The sequence below is a fragment of the Streptomyces sp. 11x1 genome (assembly GCF_032598905.1).
GTDB lineage: Bacteria > Actinomycetota > Actinomycetes > Streptomycetales > Streptomycetaceae > Streptomyces.
The window spans coordinates 537,974-551,934 of sequence record NZ_CP122458.1; the positions used below are offsets into that span (position 1 = coordinate 537,974).

Genomic DNA, 13,961 nt, shown 5'->3' on the forward strand with positions numbered 1-13,961 from the left:
GGCCGGGCTGGTGGATGTGGTCGTCGTCCTGGACGACGAGCCGGTCGTACACGCGGCACACAGGCGGATGGCCGTCATGGTGCCGGCCGTGCCGCCGCCGAGGATGACGATGCGTGTGCCCATGTCTCTACTGTCGTGCGGGAGATGACCTCGACGGGCCCTCGCCCCGGAGTCCCACTGACACCCCGCACACATACTGATAAAATACCCGGCAGGGTATATCACCCGCAGAGGCGGGCACGAGGGTCGGCCGGTCCGCCCACGCCGACGGCCATCGCTCCCCCGCCCCGCGGTCGATCGAATCCCCGAGCGGTGGACACGAGCGAGAAGGGCCCGGCCATGAGCGCGAGCACACCCCAGAGCCTCGGCCGGCAACGGCGGAGGGACATCCCGGGCCGCGCGACCGCCCGCCGGACGGCCGGGGCCATCGGGGAGCCGGAGTCATGAACCGGCCTGCGGCCGCCGCCCCGCCCACGCTGCTGGATCGCGTCCGCCGCGGCCTCATCGGCGACGACGAGGTCCTGGAGGGCCCCTACGGACCGAAGCGGATCGTCTACGCCGACTACACGGCGTCCGGCCGCTCGCTCGACTTCATCGAGGACTTCGTGCGCGAGCAGGTGCTGCCGCGCTACGGCAACACCCACACGGAGAGTTCCAGCACCGGGGCGCAGACCACCCGGCTGCGCGAGGACGCCCGCCGGATCATCCACGAGGCGGTCGGCGGCACCGAGGACGACCTCGTCGTCTTCTGCGGCTCCGGAGCCACCGCGGCGGTCAACAAGCTGGTCGGCATCATGGAGTTGCGGCGTCCCGACCGCCCCCTGCGCGACCGGCGGCCCGTGGTGTTCGTCGGACCGTACGAACACCACTCCAACGAACTGCCGTGGCGCGAGTCCGTCGCCGACGTGGTGGTGATCGAGGAGGATCCCGACGGTCACATCGACCTCGCCCGGCTCGAAGCGGAACTGCGGCGCCACGCCGACCGCCCGCTGCGCATCGGCAGCTTCTCCGCCGCCTCCAACGTCACCGGCATCCTCACCGACACCGACCGCATCGCGCGCCTGTTGCACGCCCACGGCGCGCTGTCCTTCTGGGACTACGCGGCGGCGGGGCCGTACATCCCGATCCGGATGGCCGAAAGCGCCCCCGGCGCCGGGGACCACAAGGACGCACTGTTCCTGTCCCCGCACAAGTTCGTCGGCGGCCCACAGACCCCGGGCGTCCTCGTCGTGCGGCGGGAACTCGTGCGCAACCCGGTACCCACCGTGCCCGGCGGCGGCACGGTCTCCTTCGTCGATCCGCTTGCCCATCGCTATCTCGACGATCCTGTGGCCCGCGAGGAGGGCGGCACCCCGGCGATCATCGAGTCCATCCGGGCCGGACTGGTCTTCGCCCTCAAACAGGCCGTCGGGGCGGACGCCATCCAGGCCGCCGAGGAGCGCCACTGGCGCCACGCGCTCGCACACTGGGACCGCGCGCCCGGTATCGAGGTCCTCGGGAATCGTCACGCCCGCCGCCTGCCCATCGCCTCCTTCCGCATCAGGCACGGGGAGCACGGCTATCTGCACCACAACTACGTCGTCGCCCTCCTCAACGACCTCTTCGGGATACAGGCCCGCGGCGGCTGCTCCTGCGCCGGCCCCTACGGACACAGACTGCTGGCCATCGACGCCGCCACCTCCCACGCGCTGCTCGACGAGGTCGTGCACGGCTGCGAGGGCATCAAGCCCGGCTGGACACGCCTCAACTTCAACTACTTCATCAGCGACACCGTCCGCGACTACCTCGTCGACGCCGTGGGCCTGGTCGCCGCACAGGGGCACCGGCTCCTGCGGGACTACCGCTTCGACCCGCACACCGGACAGTGGCACCACCGCAGCGGCCCGACCGCGTCCCCGCTGCGGCTGACCGACCTTCGCTTCGACGCCGACGGGCCGATCGTCGCCCCGGCCCCCCGGCACCGCCGACTGGGCGAGGAAGCGCTGGCCGGACAACTCGAAGACGCCCGTGCAGTGCTGGCGGCCCGCCCCGCCCCCGTCGACGACGGTCCCACCGGACTGCCGGCCGGCTTCGAGCACATGCGCTGGTTCCCGCTGCCGCCCGTCTGCCTGGAACAAAGCCGCGCCGGCACCGGTTGAATCGGGCGGCCGGATGCCCCGCCGGGTATCCGTCGGCGTGTGAACGGCTGCTGGTCGACACCCACCCGAATCGGGACATAGGGTACCCCCAGGGGTATTATGCAAGGAGTGATCGTGAACTTGGAGCTCGAGGGTGCGGACCTGCGGACCGTCCTGAACCGGCTGCGCCGCGCGCAGGGCCAGATCTCCGGCGTGATCCGGATGATCGAGGAGGGACGGGACTGCGAGGACGTCATCACCCAACTCGCGGCCGCCTCCCGCGCGCTGGACCGGGCCGGTTTCGCGATCATCGCGACAGGCCTCCAGCAGTGCGTGACCGACATCGAGTCGGGCCGCCGCGACGGCGAGGCCACCGAGCAGACGCGCGCCCGCCTCGAGAAGCTCTTCCTGTCCCTGGCCTGAGCAGCCTCGCCACCGGCCGGCTTGCGCAGGGGGTGGACCCGTCCGCACGCACGGGTCCACCTCCGGTCGGCACTCCCGGCGCGCGGGCCGCTCACACATCGGACCACTCCGCACACCCGGACACCGGAATCGGGACGAGGCACCCCGCCCGGCCCGGGGCGGCGGCGCCGCGCGCACCGCACCCCGGGCGACCCCGCACAGCCGACAGCCCACTCGGCCGCCCGCCGCACGCGCCCGGCACCCGCCCGGCCACACGGCTCACGCAGGTCGACCGCCCTCTCCCCCACCGTCGCCCTCCCCCACCGTCGCGCATCGCTCCTCACGCACGTGCGACAGTGGACGAGCATCGTTCTCGGCAGCTGTACGCCCGGGAGTACCCTGGGTACCCCAGGGGGTATTTCCCGACCGGGCGAGACGACCGAAGGGCAGACCATCGCCATGCGCTACGACCGCACCGTGAACCTCGACGTCGACTTCACCACCGCCGTCGGCCTGGTGCGCGACGCCCTCGCCGAGCAGGGCTTCGGCATCCTCACCGAGATCGACGTCACGGCCACTCTGAAGGCCAAGCTGGACCACGACATGGAGGACTACGTCATCCTGGGCGCCTGCAATCCCTCTCTCGCCCACCGGGCCCTGGACACCGACCGCTCCATCGGCCTGCTGCTGCCCTGCAACGTCGTGGTCCGCCGCGACGGCGACCACACCGCCGTACAGGTCCTCGATCCGAACACCATGGTCGCCCTGACCGAACTCGATGCCCTCCGTCCCGTCGCCGAAGAAGCCACCCGCCGCCTCGACGCCGCCCTGGCCTTGCTCGGGAAGGGAGACACCGGGAGCTGACACCGCGAGACCCGCGGACACCGCGCGTGGCTCACCCGTGGGGGACGACGGCCACCGGGCAGGTCACCCGATGGACGGCGGCGTGGGTGACCGGTCCGATGCGCGGGAATGTCGGCCGGTCCGTCAGGCGGTGGCCCACGACGACGAGGCTCGCCGCCGAGGCGGCACGGACCAGCGTGGTCGCGGCCCTGCCCTCGGTCACGGTCTCCAGCACGGTCGTCCCGGGGTACTTGTCCCGCCACGTCTGCAGCACCGCGGACATGAACCCCTGCCACTCCTGCCCCTGGAGCACCTCGTCCACCAGGCCCACGTCCCCGGGTCCCAGAGAGATCGCGGACGGGGTCTGCCAGGCGTGCACGACCCGCAGACGGGCGTGGCGCAGTCGAGCCGCCTCGAACGCGAACTCGATCACCTCGTCGCACGGATCGTTGAGGTCGAGGCCCAGCACCACGTCCCCGTGGCCGGTGAGGGCCGACGCGCCGCCGTCCGCCCCGGGCGGACGCTCGCCTTGTTCCTCGGCCCGTACGAGGACGACGGGGCGGGTTGCCTTCGCGACCACGCCCAGGGCGACGGAACCGGCCAGGAGGCCCGTGAAACCGCTCAGTCCTCGCGAGCCCAGCACGAGCAGCTCGGCCTGCTCCGCGGCCCTCAGCAAGGCCGGGGTGGCCGGGCCCTCGACCTGCTCGTCGGTCAGGCGCACCGTGGGGCACCCGGCACGGACCCGATCCTCCGCCTGGCGCAGGATCCGTCGACCCAGGTACCGCTGAACGGCGTGCTCGCCCTCGCCCTCCGAGGAGCGGGGTTGCCAGTTCCAGGCGTGTACTAGACGAAGGGCGCGCCCCCGGAGGGCGGCCTCGCGCGCCGCCCACTCCGCGGCGGCCAGGCTCTGCACCGATCCGTCCACACCGGCGACCACAGGCGGAAGCATGATGTGTCCCTCCCCTATTCGATCCACTCGCCCATTCGATTCACTCGTCCCGGTCGGCTCGCGGTCGACTCGTCACCCTCAGCGTCGTGCCGCGTCGGGTTCCGCGGGCATGGGCCGCCAGGTCTGCGTACGGGGCCGACCGGCCCAAGCCCGCCGGGCCCCGGGCTGGGCCAGACTCCGGGCCGGCCGTCGGCGTCGCCGACCGACCCCCGGTGTCACTCGGCCGCTCGCCGGTCCGTCGGCCGATCGCCGGTGTCGAGGGACGAGCGGCCCCGCTCGGGTACCCGTTCAGCCCCTGGGAACGGGGCCCCGACCCGCCGAGGCTGGAAGCGAGGAGCCGACCCGGGACGGGCCCCGCCGCCGGACGACGGCGGGGCCCGTCCGCCCCAGGGTTCCTCTCTGCCCCGGGGACGGCCCGGGTCCGCAGCAGGAGGAGATCATGATCCCGTTCATTCTGATCGGCGCGGCAGTGCTCGGTGCCTGCCTGGTCTTCGGTTACAGCTCGCTCGTCGTCGGCTTCGTCCTGATGGCGTTCGGCTTCCTCGGGCTCATCGCCTTCCTGGGCACCCCCGGTGTCGTCCGGCGGCCCGGTGAACGCGAGGTCGTCCTGGAGGAGCGCCACTACATCGGCGAACACGACGACCATCGCCACTACCGGCAGTGATCAGCGCAGTGCCGGGGGGACCGAGAACAGCTGGGAAAGGACCCAAGAACCATGACATCGGAAACAGTCCCGCCGAGTGTGCGTCCCCTCCAGCCGGTCCGGCTGACCGCGACCTGTGATCCGCAGCTGTCCCGCTGGCTGTGGCTCGTGAAGTGGCTGCTCGCGCTGCCCCACTACGTCGTCCTGGCCCTCCTGTGGGTGGCGTTCGTCGTGGTGGGCATCGTGGCGTTCTTCGCGATCCTCTTCACCGGCCGCTATCCACGCCCCCTGTTCGACTTCAGCACCGGAGTGCTGCGCTGGAGCTGGCGGGTGGCCTTCTACACGTACGGCGCCCTCGGCACCGACCGCTACCCGCCCTTCACCCTCGCCGAGGTGCCGGACTACCCGGCCCACCTGGACGTGGCGTATCCCGAGCAGTTGTCCCGCGGGCTGGTCCTGGTGAAGTGGTGGCTGTTGGCCATCCCCCACTACCTGGTGCTGGGCATCATCGGGGGTGGCATCCACGTCACCTGGAGCTCGGGAGGGCTCATCGCGCTCCTGACGTTCTTCGCCGGGGTCGCCCTGCTGTTCACCGGTGTCTATCCGCGCGGCATCTTCGATCTGGTGATCGGCCTGGACCGGTGGGTGCTGCGGGTCGCCGCCTACACGTCGCTGCTCACGGACGTCTACCCGCCGTTCCGTCTCGACCAGGGCGGCAGTGAGCCGGGGACGCGCCCATGACGACCGGGCCGGTCCGTCGCCCCGGCCGTCGGCCGCATCGGACCGGCGGCCGGGACGGGGGAGAGCGGCCCAGGGCAACGGGCCGTTCAGCCCCTGCCGAGCGGCCGCGTCCCGACGGACGGTGAGGACCATGACGAGGGGCAGCCGGATCGCCGTCATCGGCGTCGGGAACGAGTTCCGCCGCGACGACGGCGTGGGCTGGGAGGTGATCGCCCGGCTGCGAAAGCGGGCGGGTGGCCCGCCTCTGCCGGCGGGCACCGTGCTCGCCACCTGTGACGGTGATCCGGCCAGGCTGATCGGTCTCTGGGAGGACGCTGGGCTCGCCGTGGTGGTCGACGCGGCCCACACGCATCCCGGGAGCCCCGGGCGCGTCCACCGCCTGGAACTCGACGGCGAACGCCTGGCACGGTCCACAGCGACCAGTTCGCACGGACTGGGCCTCGGTGAGGCCGTCGAGCTGGCCCGCGCCCTGGGGCGGCTGCCGGAGCGTCTGGTCGTCTACGCGGTGGAGGGTGCCGACGATTCCCTCGGCACCGGCCTCTCCCCCGCCGTCACCGCCGCGGTGGACCCCCTCGTGGACGCGGTCCGGGAGGAGATCGCGCGGTATCGCGCCGCGCCGGTGGGGAGGCTGCCATGACCGTACGACCCGACGCGACGGAGGAAGCGGATCGAGAGGGCGGAAACCCCAGGCCCTCCCGCCGCGGCCCCACCGCCCCCGTACCGCCCGCCCGTGGCGGGGCCGGCCGCACCGTGCGCCGCTTCCACGTGAACGGGATCGTCCAGGGGGTCGGTTTCCGGCCCTTCGTGTACCGCACCGCCTCGACGCTCGGGCTGAGCGGCTGGGTGGCCGACGTCGACGGACACGTGGAGGGCGACGTCGCCGGAGAGCCCGGCGCCGTCGACGAGTTCGCGGCGCGGCTGAGGATCGACGCGTCGACACTCGCCCGGGTGGCGCCACGTCCGGCTGACGCCCGGGCGGCTGGACGGGGAGCCGGTCACCCGGTTGGCGGCAGCATTCCATCTGACGCTCGCGACCGTCACCGCCGTCCTGGTCACCCGCGTCGTGGCCGACGGCTCGCCGCGCACGGTGTGCCTGGGCGGCGGCTGTTTCGCCAACCGGCGGCTGCTCACCGAGACCCGGCGGCGGCTGCGGGCGCTGGGGGTGCGGGTGGTGGTCGGTGGCGCCGTGCGGGTCGGGGACGGCGGCATCAGCGACGGCCAGGCGGCGGTCGCCGCCGCCCGGCCGGCCGGAGAGGGGTGAGCGGAGATGTGTCCGGGCGTTCCGGAGCGGATCCTGGAGGTGCACGAGGACGCGGGGCTGCGCATGGGCACCGTCGACTTCGGCGGCGGACGGCGCGAGGTGTGTCTCAGCTGTAACGCCCGACGCGGACGTCGGGACGTGTGTGGTCGTGCACGTCGGCTTCGCGATCACCGAGGTGGACGAGGCTGAGGCGCACCGGACGCTGGAGGTGCTGCGGGCGATGGCGGGTGCGGTGGAGGCGGAGCTGGGCGCTTCGCCGACCGTGCCGGCTCCCGGCTCCGCCACGGGGCCGTGAGGCGCCGCGGATCGTCCGCCGCGGCGCCTCAGGGCAGCGACCGGGCCCGACCGGCCCGGTCCTGGGGCCGTACGGCCCCTGCCGTGGACGCCGGGACCGGCCGGACGCTGGAAGTCAGGGGCAGGCAACCGCCTCGACGGAGGAGGAACGCGATGACCCGCACGGCGGCCCCGGCGGTACTGGACCGCGACGGCCTCGACGCCTTGGTCGCGGCCCTGGTGGACGACGGCCGGACCGTCGTCGGACCGACGGTCCGTGACGGCGCGATCGTGCTCGCGGAGCTGGACTCGGCCGCCGAGCTGCCCTATGGCTGGGGGGTCGAGCTGGAGGCCGGCCGGTACCGGCTCGTCCCCCGCGAGGACGGCGCCGCGTTCGCGCACAGCGCGGGCCCGCAGTCCTGGAAGAACTACCTCCACCCGCCGCGGGAGAAGCTGTGGAGCGCCGACCGGACGGCCGACGGCGCGCCGGTGTTCACCCCGCACCCGCCCGAGGCGCCGGCGTACGCCTTCCTCGGGGTCCGGCCCTGTGACCTGCGGGCCATCGCGATCCAGGACCGGGTCCTGACCGGGGGGCGGTACGCGGACGGCGGCTACGGCGCGCGCCGCGGACGGGCGCTGCTGATCGCGGCCGAGTGCACCGAGCCGGGCGCCACCTGCTTCTGTGTGTCGACGGGCGGCGGCCCCGCCGCCGATCCCGGGTACGACCTCGCGCTGACCGAGGTCGTGGACGACGACGGACACCGCTTCCTCGTCCGGGTCGGCAGCGACGAGGGGGCCCGGCTGCTGGACCGGGTGCCGCACCGCGCGGCCGACGCGGGCACGCGGGACACCGCCCGCGCCTCGGTGGACGCGGCGCGTGAGCGCATGGGCCGGTCCCTGCCCCCCGTCGACCTGCGGACGCTGCTGGGCGCCAGCCTGGAGGCCGAGCGCTGGGACGACGTGGCCGCCCGTTGTCTGACCTGCGGCAACTGCACGATGGTCTGCCCGACCTGCTTCTGTGTCACCACCGAGGAGGTCACCGACCTGACCGGTGACCACACCGAGCGCTGGCAACGCTGGGACTCCTGCTTCGACCTGGACTTCTCCTACCTGCACGAGGGCCCGGTGCGCTCCTCGGGACGCTCCCGCTACCGGCAGTGGCTCACCCACAAGCTCGGCACCTGGCACGACCAGTTCGGCACCTCCGGATGCGTGGGCTGCGGGCGGTGCATCGTCTGGTGCCCGACCGGCATCGACATCACGGAGGAGGTCGCCGCGCTGGACGCGGAACTCGACCCCGACCATCGCGAACCCGCCCCGGAGGCATGAACGATGAGCGTCTCCCCCATGCTGCGCCTGACCCACGCGCTGCCTCCCCAGCATCGCGACCGGCTGCTGCGCGTCGCCCGCGAGGTCGATCTGCCGCCGGGCCTGCGCCTGTTCGAGGAGGGCGCACGCGCCGACCGCTTCTGGGTCGTGCGGAACGGCCGCGTCGCCCTCGATCTGCACGTACCCGGTCGTCACGCGCCGGTGATCGAGACCCTGGGCACCGGCGACCTGGTGGGCTGGTCCTGGCTGTACGAGCCGTACATCTGGCAGCTCGGCGCCGAGACCGTCACCCGGGTGGCGGCGCACGAGTTCGACGCCGTCGCCGTGCGCCGGATGTGCGAGGAGGACGCCGAGTTCGGCCGGGCGGTCGGTCACTGGGTGGGCCGGGTCGTCTCGCAACGGCTCAACGCGGCCCGCGCGCGTCTGGTGGACCTGTACGGCCGCTCACCGGGCGGGGGTGCGTGATGACCGCCGTGCCCGTCCCGTATCTCGTGGTCGACCGGCGGCGGGAGACCCCGGAGACGGTCACGCTGCGGTGTGAACCGGTCGGCGAGACGCTGGCGGACTTCGCGCCGGGACAGTTCGCGATGGTGCACTGTTTCGGCCGGGGCGAGATCCCCCTGTCGGCCAGCTCCGTCCAGGGCACGGGCGGCCTCGCGCACACCGTCCGGGGTGTGGGCGCCGTCTCGGACGCGCTGTGCGCGGCACGGACGGGTGACGTACTGGGCCTGCGCGGGCCGTACGGCACCGGCTGGGAGGTCGGGCGGGCGCGCGGCCGGGACGTCCTGGTGGTGGCGGGCGGCATCGGCCTGGCTCCGTTGCGCCCGCTGATCCTGAGCGTGCTCGCCGAGCCCGGGGCCTACGGCCGGCTCAGCGTGCTCGTCGGGGCCCGTACGCCGGGCGACCTGATCGGCCGGGAGGAGGTCCACGGCTGGCCGACGGCGTTCACCGGGGTGACCGTCGACCGGCCCGACCCCGGCTGGCGGGGAGATGTCGGCGTGGTCACCCAACTCCTGGGCCGGGCACCGTTCGAGCCCGCCGACACCTGGGCCTTCGTCTGCGGCCCCGAGCCGATGATCCGCGCCACCGCCCGGGACCTCGCTCACCGCGGGGTACCCGCGGAACGGATCCGAGTGTCCTTGGAGCGGAACATGCGGTGCGCGACGGGAACGTGCGGCCACTGCCAGCTCGGTCCGCTGCTGGTGTGCCGGGACGGTCCGGTCGTCGGCTGGGACCGCGCCGAACCCCTTCTGTCCGTGAGGGAGTTGTGAGATGACCGTGCCGAGGCTCGCCGTGTTCAAACTCGCCTCCTGCGACGGCTGCCAGCTGACCCTGCTGGACTGCGAGGACGAACTCCTCGCGCTGGCGGGGCAGGTGGACGTCGCCCACTTCCTGGAGGCGTCCAGCGCGGTGGGGGACGGACCGTACGACCTGGCTCTCGTCGAGGGTTCGGTCACCACCGCCGAGGACGCGGAGCGGGTCCGGGAGATCCGGGCCGCCTCGCGTCGACTGGTCACCATCGGGGCCTGCGCCACCGCCGGGGGCATCCAGGCGCTGCGCAACTACGCGGACGTCGACGAGTACCGGCGCGTCGTCTACGCGCATCCGGAGTACGTCTCCACCCTGGCCACGTCCACACCGGTGTCGGCCCATGTGGACGTCGACTTCGAACTGCGCGGCTGTCCGATCGACAAGCGGCAGCTCATCGAGGTGATCACCGCGTTCCTCGCCGGTCGCCGGCCGGACGTGCCCGACCACAGTGTGTGCTTCGAGTGCAAGCGGCGCGGCACGGTCTGCGTGATCGTCGCCCACGGCACGCCCTGCCTCGGGCCGGTCACCCAGGCCGGCTGCGGGGCCCTGTGCCCGGCGTACGGGCGGGGCTGCTACGGCTGCTTCGGGCCCGCGGGCACGGTGAACCTGCCCGCACTGATTCCCGTGCTGCGCCGGGACGGCCTCGACGAGGACGCCACCGACCGCTTGCTGCACACCTTCAACGCCCTTGCCTTCGAAGAGGAGTTGACAAAGTGACCCATCGCGGTTCCCGAGTCCTGCACGTCGGTTCGCTCGCCCGGGTGGAGGGCGAGGGCGCGCTGCGGCTGAGCGTCCACGACGGTACGGTGCGCGAGGCCCGGCTCGAAATCTACGAACCGCCCCGCTTCTTCGAGGCGTTCCTGCGTGGCCGGGCGTACACCGAGCCGCCCGACATCACCGCCCGGGTGTGCGGAATCTGCCCGGTGGCGTACCAGATGAGCGCGTGCGCGGCCGTCGAGGACGCCTGCGGCGTCACCGTCGACCCGCGAATCCGTGACCTGCGCAGGCTGCTGTACTGCGGCGAGTGGATCGAGAGCCACACCCTGCACGTCTATCTGCTGCACGCGCCGGACTTCCTGGGCCGGGCGAGCGCGATCGAGCTGGCGCGCACGCACCGCGCGGAGGTCGAGCGGGGGCTGAGGCTGAAGAAGGCGGGCAACTCCCTGATGGAGCTGCTGGGCGGACGGGCCGTCCATCCCGTCAACGTGCGGCTCGGGGGCTTCCACCGCACTCCGAGCCGTGCCGAACTGCGGCCGCTGGCGGAGGAGTTGCGGAGAGCTCTCGACGACGCGCTGGAGACCGTGCGCTGGGTCGCCGGATTCGAGTTTCCCGAGGCCCGGGTCGATGCCGACCTGTTCGCGCTGGCCTCTGACGACACGTACGCCATCGAGGGCGGCACCCCGACCGTGCTGCGCTCCGACGGTACCCTCCGGTCCTTCCCGGTGCGGGACTTCACCGACCACGTCACCGAGACCCAGGTGCCGCACTCCACGGCTCTGCACGCCCGACTGGACGGGCGACGCCATCTCACCGGTGCCCTCGCCAGGTTCGCCGTGAGCGGGCGCCTGCTGTCACCGCTCGCGAGGGAGGCCGCCCGTGCGGCGGGGCTCGGCGATCCGGCCGAGGGCGTGGTGTGCCGCAACCCCTTCCGGTCGATCCTGGTGCGGGCCGTGGAGGTCGTGTACGCCGTCGACGAGGCGCTGCGGATCATCGACGCGTACGAGCCGCCGCCACGCCCGTACACCGAGGTGCCGCCGACCGCCGGGGTCGGCCACGGAGCCACCGAGGCCCCGCGCGGACTGCTCTACCACCGCTACGCGCTCGACGCGGACGGCATCCTCACCGACGCCCGGCTCGTACCGCCGACCGCCCAGAACCAGGGCGCCATCGAGGACGACCTGCTGCGCCTCGCCCAGGCCGCGATCACCGACGGCGACCCGGACGACGCGGAGCTGACGGTCCTGTGCGAGCGGGCGATCCGCAACCACGACCCGTGCATCTCGTGCTCCACCCACTTCCTCGACCTGACCGTCGTCCGCACCTGAAGGAGACCCCGATGCCTGACTCGCCGTACACCGTGAGCGATGTGATGACGCACACCGTCGTCGCCGTGGGACGCGACGCGCCCTTCAAGGAGATCGTCCAGCTGTTCGACCAGTGGAAGGTCAGCGCCCTGCCCGTATTGGAGGGCGAGGGCCGGGTCGTCGGGGTGGTCTCGGAGGCCGACCTGCTGCACAAGGAGGAGTTCCGGGACGCCGACGACACCCGGGGCGAGTTCGCGGACCGTCTCAAGGCGGGTGCGGTGACCGCCGGTGAGCTGATGAACGCCCCCGCCGTCTCCGTCCACGCCGACGCCACGCTGGCCGAGGCCGCCCGCATCATGGCGCGCCGCAAGGTCAAGCGGCTCCCGGTCGTCGACCGCGTCGGCATGCTCCAGGGCGTGGTCAGCCGCGGGGACCTGCTCAAGGTGTTCCTCCGCCCCGACGAGGAGATGGCCGAGGAGATACGCGATTCCGTCCTCCCCTCGCTCCCGTCCACGGAGGCGATCACGGTCACCGTCACGGAGGGCGTGGTGACGCTGGGCGGTTCGCTGCCCGAACGCGGACTCGTGCCCGTCCTGGCCCGTGCCGTGCGGGCGGTCGAGGGTGTCGTCGACATCCGTCTCGACCTCTCGCACCGTTGATCGCCCGGGCCGGGCCCGTCGACTCACCCGAGGTCTCCATGAAGTACCTGGACGAATAACGCGACCCCGGGCTCGGCCGGCAACTGCTGGACGAGCCCGCGGGCACCGCCACACGGCCGTGGCGGATCATGGAGGTGTGCGGGGGCCCGGCTCTTCGTCAACACCACCGGCGTCGGGCAGCAGCACGGGGCGTTGCACCGCCCGCGGCCCTGGCCCGCCCGGGGGACGCGGTGCTGCCGTCCGGGCCGATCGGACTGCGCGGCACGACCGTCCTCAGCACCCGGGAGGGGGCGCTTCGAGAGCGAAACATCGCCTCGGACAGCCGCCCGCTGCATCGCCTCGTGGAGGCGCTCGCGCACGTCGCCCCGGACGTGCATGCCCTGCGACCCGACCCGGGGCGGCCTGGCCGCCGCGCTCAACGAGATGGCCCGGGACTCCCGGGTCGCCGTCGAGATCGACGAGAGCGCGGTCCCGGTGCCCGAGGCAGTCGCGTCCGCATGCGACCTGCTCGGCCCGGATCCGCAGACAGTCGCCGACGAGGGGTGTCTGGTGGCTTTCGTCTCGGCGCCGGTGGCCGAGGAGGCCCTGGCCGCGATGCGGTCCCTGCCGGAGGGCGCGCGGGCGGTGCGGATCGGTGAGGTGGCGGCGCGAGGACCGGCCGGGCGGTTGACCCTGCGGACGCGGGTGGGCGCGCTGGCGGACCGTCGGACTTCCAGGCAGCCTCCGGCAAGCTCAGCGTCAGCTCGTCCGCTGTCCCCACTGCGGGCCGATCCGCGCCCACTCCGTGTCCCACGCCGCCATCCGCCGTCGTTCGGCGCGCCGGTGGACGACCCAGCCGAGGCAGGAGACGGTCACGGCGGTGCCGACGGCGGTGGCCGTGCCCAGGGCGACGCCCTGGAGCGCCGCGTCGTCCCTGTCGAGGGGCGCGGGTACGACATTGCCGTGACGGTCCAGCCACACCCGGACCGTGGCGCCGCCGTCCGTGCCTGGCTCGACGCGGGCCGACCCGGTCCGGGGGGAGCCGTCGGCCGCCGTCCAGCGCACCTCGGCCCACACCTTGCCGCCGGTACCGGCGGTCGCGGAGACGGTGGCGGGAGCGTCCTCGGTGAGGACCGCGGAGACAGGCTGCCGCTCGGCCCTCCGCTCGTTCAGGTTCCGCTCCACGTCGTGCGCGGTCGCCGCGCCGACAAAGGCGCCCACGGCGACGGCGAGCCCGCAGACCGCCAGCAGCAGCCGGCCCTCCACGACGTCGCTCCGGCGCCGGAGGGGGTTCGCCCGCCAGCGCCACAGCCACAGTCTCCGCGTCGCGCGGTGACGACTGCGAGCCATCGTTCGACACCCCCTCGCCCTTCTCGTGGGTCGTGAGGACCCGCCGGACACGGCAGTGCCCTTCAGGGAAATCTCCCAGT

The 13,961-nt window shown here is 73.1% G+C and carries 17 protein-coding genes and 2 pseudogenes; 17 read left to right on the plus strand and 2 right to left on the minus strand.

Annotated features, from left to right (window positions below; all coding sequences use genetic code 11):
- Nucleotides 1-443 precede the first annotated feature (443 nt).
- From P8T65_RS02735 to P8T65_RS02745, 3 genes are all read left to right on the plus strand, one after another.
- Nucleotides 444-2,138, plus strand: a complete 1,695-nt coding sequence (locus P8T65_RS02735; RefSeq protein WP_316723803.1) for an aminotransferase class V-fold PLP-dependent enzyme — start codon at nucleotides 444-446, stop codon at nucleotides 2,136-2,138.
- Between the two features lie 114 nt (nucleotides 2,139-2,252).
- Nucleotides 2,253-2,540 (plus strand): metal-sensitive transcriptional regulator, encoded by a 288-nt coding sequence (locus P8T65_RS02740; protein ID WP_184903225.1) that lies wholly within the window; start codon nucleotides 2,253-2,255, stop codon nucleotides 2,538-2,540.
- A 438-nt stretch (nucleotides 2,541-2,978) separates the two neighbouring features.
- On the plus strand, nucleotides 2,979-3,383 hold the full coding sequence (locus tag P8T65_RS02745; protein WP_316723804.1) for a DUF302 domain-containing protein: 405 nt from the start codon (nucleotides 2,979-2,981) through the stop codon (nucleotides 3,381-3,383).
- A gap of 31 nt (nucleotides 3,384-3,414) precedes the next feature.
- Here P8T65_RS02745 and P8T65_RS02750 read toward each other — a convergent pair whose 3' ends face one another.
- Nucleotides 3,415-4,311, minus strand: coding sequence for a universal stress protein (locus P8T65_RS02750; protein ID WP_316723805.1), 897 nt, complete (start codon nucleotides 4,309-4,311; stop codon nucleotides 3,415-3,417).
- 439 nt (nucleotides 4,312-4,750) lie between these two features.
- On the opposite strand from P8T65_RS02750, the gene P8T65_RS02755 reads away from it, so the two are divergent.
- From P8T65_RS02755 to P8T65_RS02820, 14 genes and pseudogenes are all read left to right on the plus strand, one after another.
- On the plus strand, nucleotides 4,751-4,975 hold the full coding sequence (locus P8T65_RS02755) for a hypothetical protein (RefSeq protein ID WP_230223559.1): 225 nt from the start codon (nucleotides 4,751-4,753) through the stop codon (nucleotides 4,973-4,975).
- Nucleotides 4,976-5,026: 51 nt separating this feature from the next.
- The gene (locus P8T65_RS02760; protein WP_316723806.1) at nucleotides 5,027-5,695 is read left to right on the plus strand and encodes a DUF4389 domain-containing protein; all 669 of its coding nucleotides are present in this window, start codon (nucleotides 5,027-5,029) and stop codon (nucleotides 5,693-5,695) included.
- 130 nt (nucleotides 5,696-5,825) lie between these two features.
- Nucleotides 5,826-6,332 carry a hydrogenase maturation protease gene (locus P8T65_RS02765; protein WP_316723807.1) on the plus strand — a complete coding sequence of 169 codons (507 nt, stop codon included), beginning with the start codon at nucleotides 5,826-5,828 and terminating at the stop codon, nucleotides 6,330-6,332.
- A pseudogene (locus P8T65_RS02770) lies at nucleotides 6,329-6,634 on the plus strand (acylphosphatase); the annotation flags it as partial. The gene P8T65_RS02765 and the pseudogene P8T65_RS02770, both read left to right, overlap by 4 nt.
- Before the next feature lie 40 nt (nucleotides 6,635-6,674).
- Nucleotides 6,675-6,956 (plus strand): hypothetical protein, encoded by a 282-nt coding sequence (locus P8T65_RS02775; RefSeq protein ID WP_399102951.1) that lies wholly within the window; start codon nucleotides 6,675-6,677, stop codon nucleotides 6,954-6,956.
- A gap of 6 nt (nucleotides 6,957-6,962) precedes the next feature.
- Nucleotides 6,963-7,145, plus strand: a complete 183-nt coding sequence (locus tag P8T65_RS02780) for a HypC/HybG/HupF family hydrogenase formation chaperone (RefSeq protein ID WP_316723808.1) — start codon at nucleotides 6,963-6,965, stop codon at nucleotides 7,143-7,145.
- Nucleotides 7,105-7,251 (plus strand): hypothetical protein, encoded by a 147-nt coding sequence (locus P8T65_RS02785; RefSeq protein ID WP_316723809.1) that lies wholly within the window; start codon nucleotides 7,105-7,107, stop codon nucleotides 7,249-7,251. Before P8T65_RS02780 ends, P8T65_RS02785 begins: the two co-directional genes overlap by 41 nt.
- 152 nt (nucleotides 7,252-7,403) lie before the next feature.
- A complete protein-coding gene (locus P8T65_RS02790) occupies nucleotides 7,404-8,558 on the plus strand; it encodes a 4Fe-4S dicluster domain-containing protein (protein WP_316723810.1) in 1,155 nt (384 codons plus the stop codon).
- Between the two features lie 3 nt (nucleotides 8,559-8,561).
- Complete coding sequence (locus P8T65_RS02795) at nucleotides 8,562-9,023, plus strand: cyclic nucleotide-binding domain-containing protein (RefSeq protein WP_316723811.1); 462 nt, start codon at nucleotides 8,562-8,564, stop codon at nucleotides 9,021-9,023.
- Nucleotides 9,023-9,829 carry an FAD/NAD(P)-binding protein gene (locus P8T65_RS02800; protein WP_316723812.1) on the plus strand — a complete coding sequence of 269 codons (807 nt, stop codon included), beginning with the start codon at nucleotides 9,023-9,025 and terminating at the stop codon, nucleotides 9,827-9,829. The genes P8T65_RS02795 and P8T65_RS02800 overlap by 1 nt, the downstream gene beginning before the upstream one ends.
- A gap of 1 nt (nucleotide 9,830) precedes the next feature.
- A complete protein-coding gene (locus P8T65_RS02805; protein ID WP_215452785.1) occupies nucleotides 9,831-10,586 on the plus strand; it encodes an oxidoreductase in 756 nt (251 codons plus the stop codon).
- Nucleotides 10,583-11,914 carry a Ni/Fe hydrogenase subunit alpha gene (locus P8T65_RS02810; RefSeq protein ID WP_316723813.1) on the plus strand — a complete coding sequence of 444 codons (1,332 nt, stop codon included), beginning with the start codon at nucleotides 10,583-10,585 and terminating at the stop codon, nucleotides 11,912-11,914. Before P8T65_RS02805 ends, P8T65_RS02810 begins: the two co-directional genes overlap by 4 nt.
- An 11-nt stretch (nucleotides 11,915-11,925) precedes the next feature.
- Nucleotides 11,926-12,552, plus strand: a complete 627-nt coding sequence (locus tag P8T65_RS02815) for a CBS domain-containing protein (protein WP_316723814.1) — start codon at nucleotides 11,926-11,928, stop codon at nucleotides 12,550-12,552.
- Between the two features lie 132 nt (nucleotides 12,553-12,684).
- Nucleotides 12,685-13,245 (plus strand): annotated as a pseudogene (locus P8T65_RS02820) (AIR synthase-related protein); the annotation flags it as partial.
- Nucleotides 13,246-13,290: 45 nt separating this feature from the next.
- Here the strand turns inward: P8T65_RS02820 and P8T65_RS02825 are convergent.
- Nucleotides 13,291-13,881 (minus strand): hypothetical protein, encoded by a 591-nt coding sequence (locus P8T65_RS02825; RefSeq protein WP_316723815.1) that lies wholly within the window; start codon nucleotides 13,879-13,881, stop codon nucleotides 13,291-13,293.
- Nucleotides 13,882-13,961 lie beyond the last annotated feature (80 nt).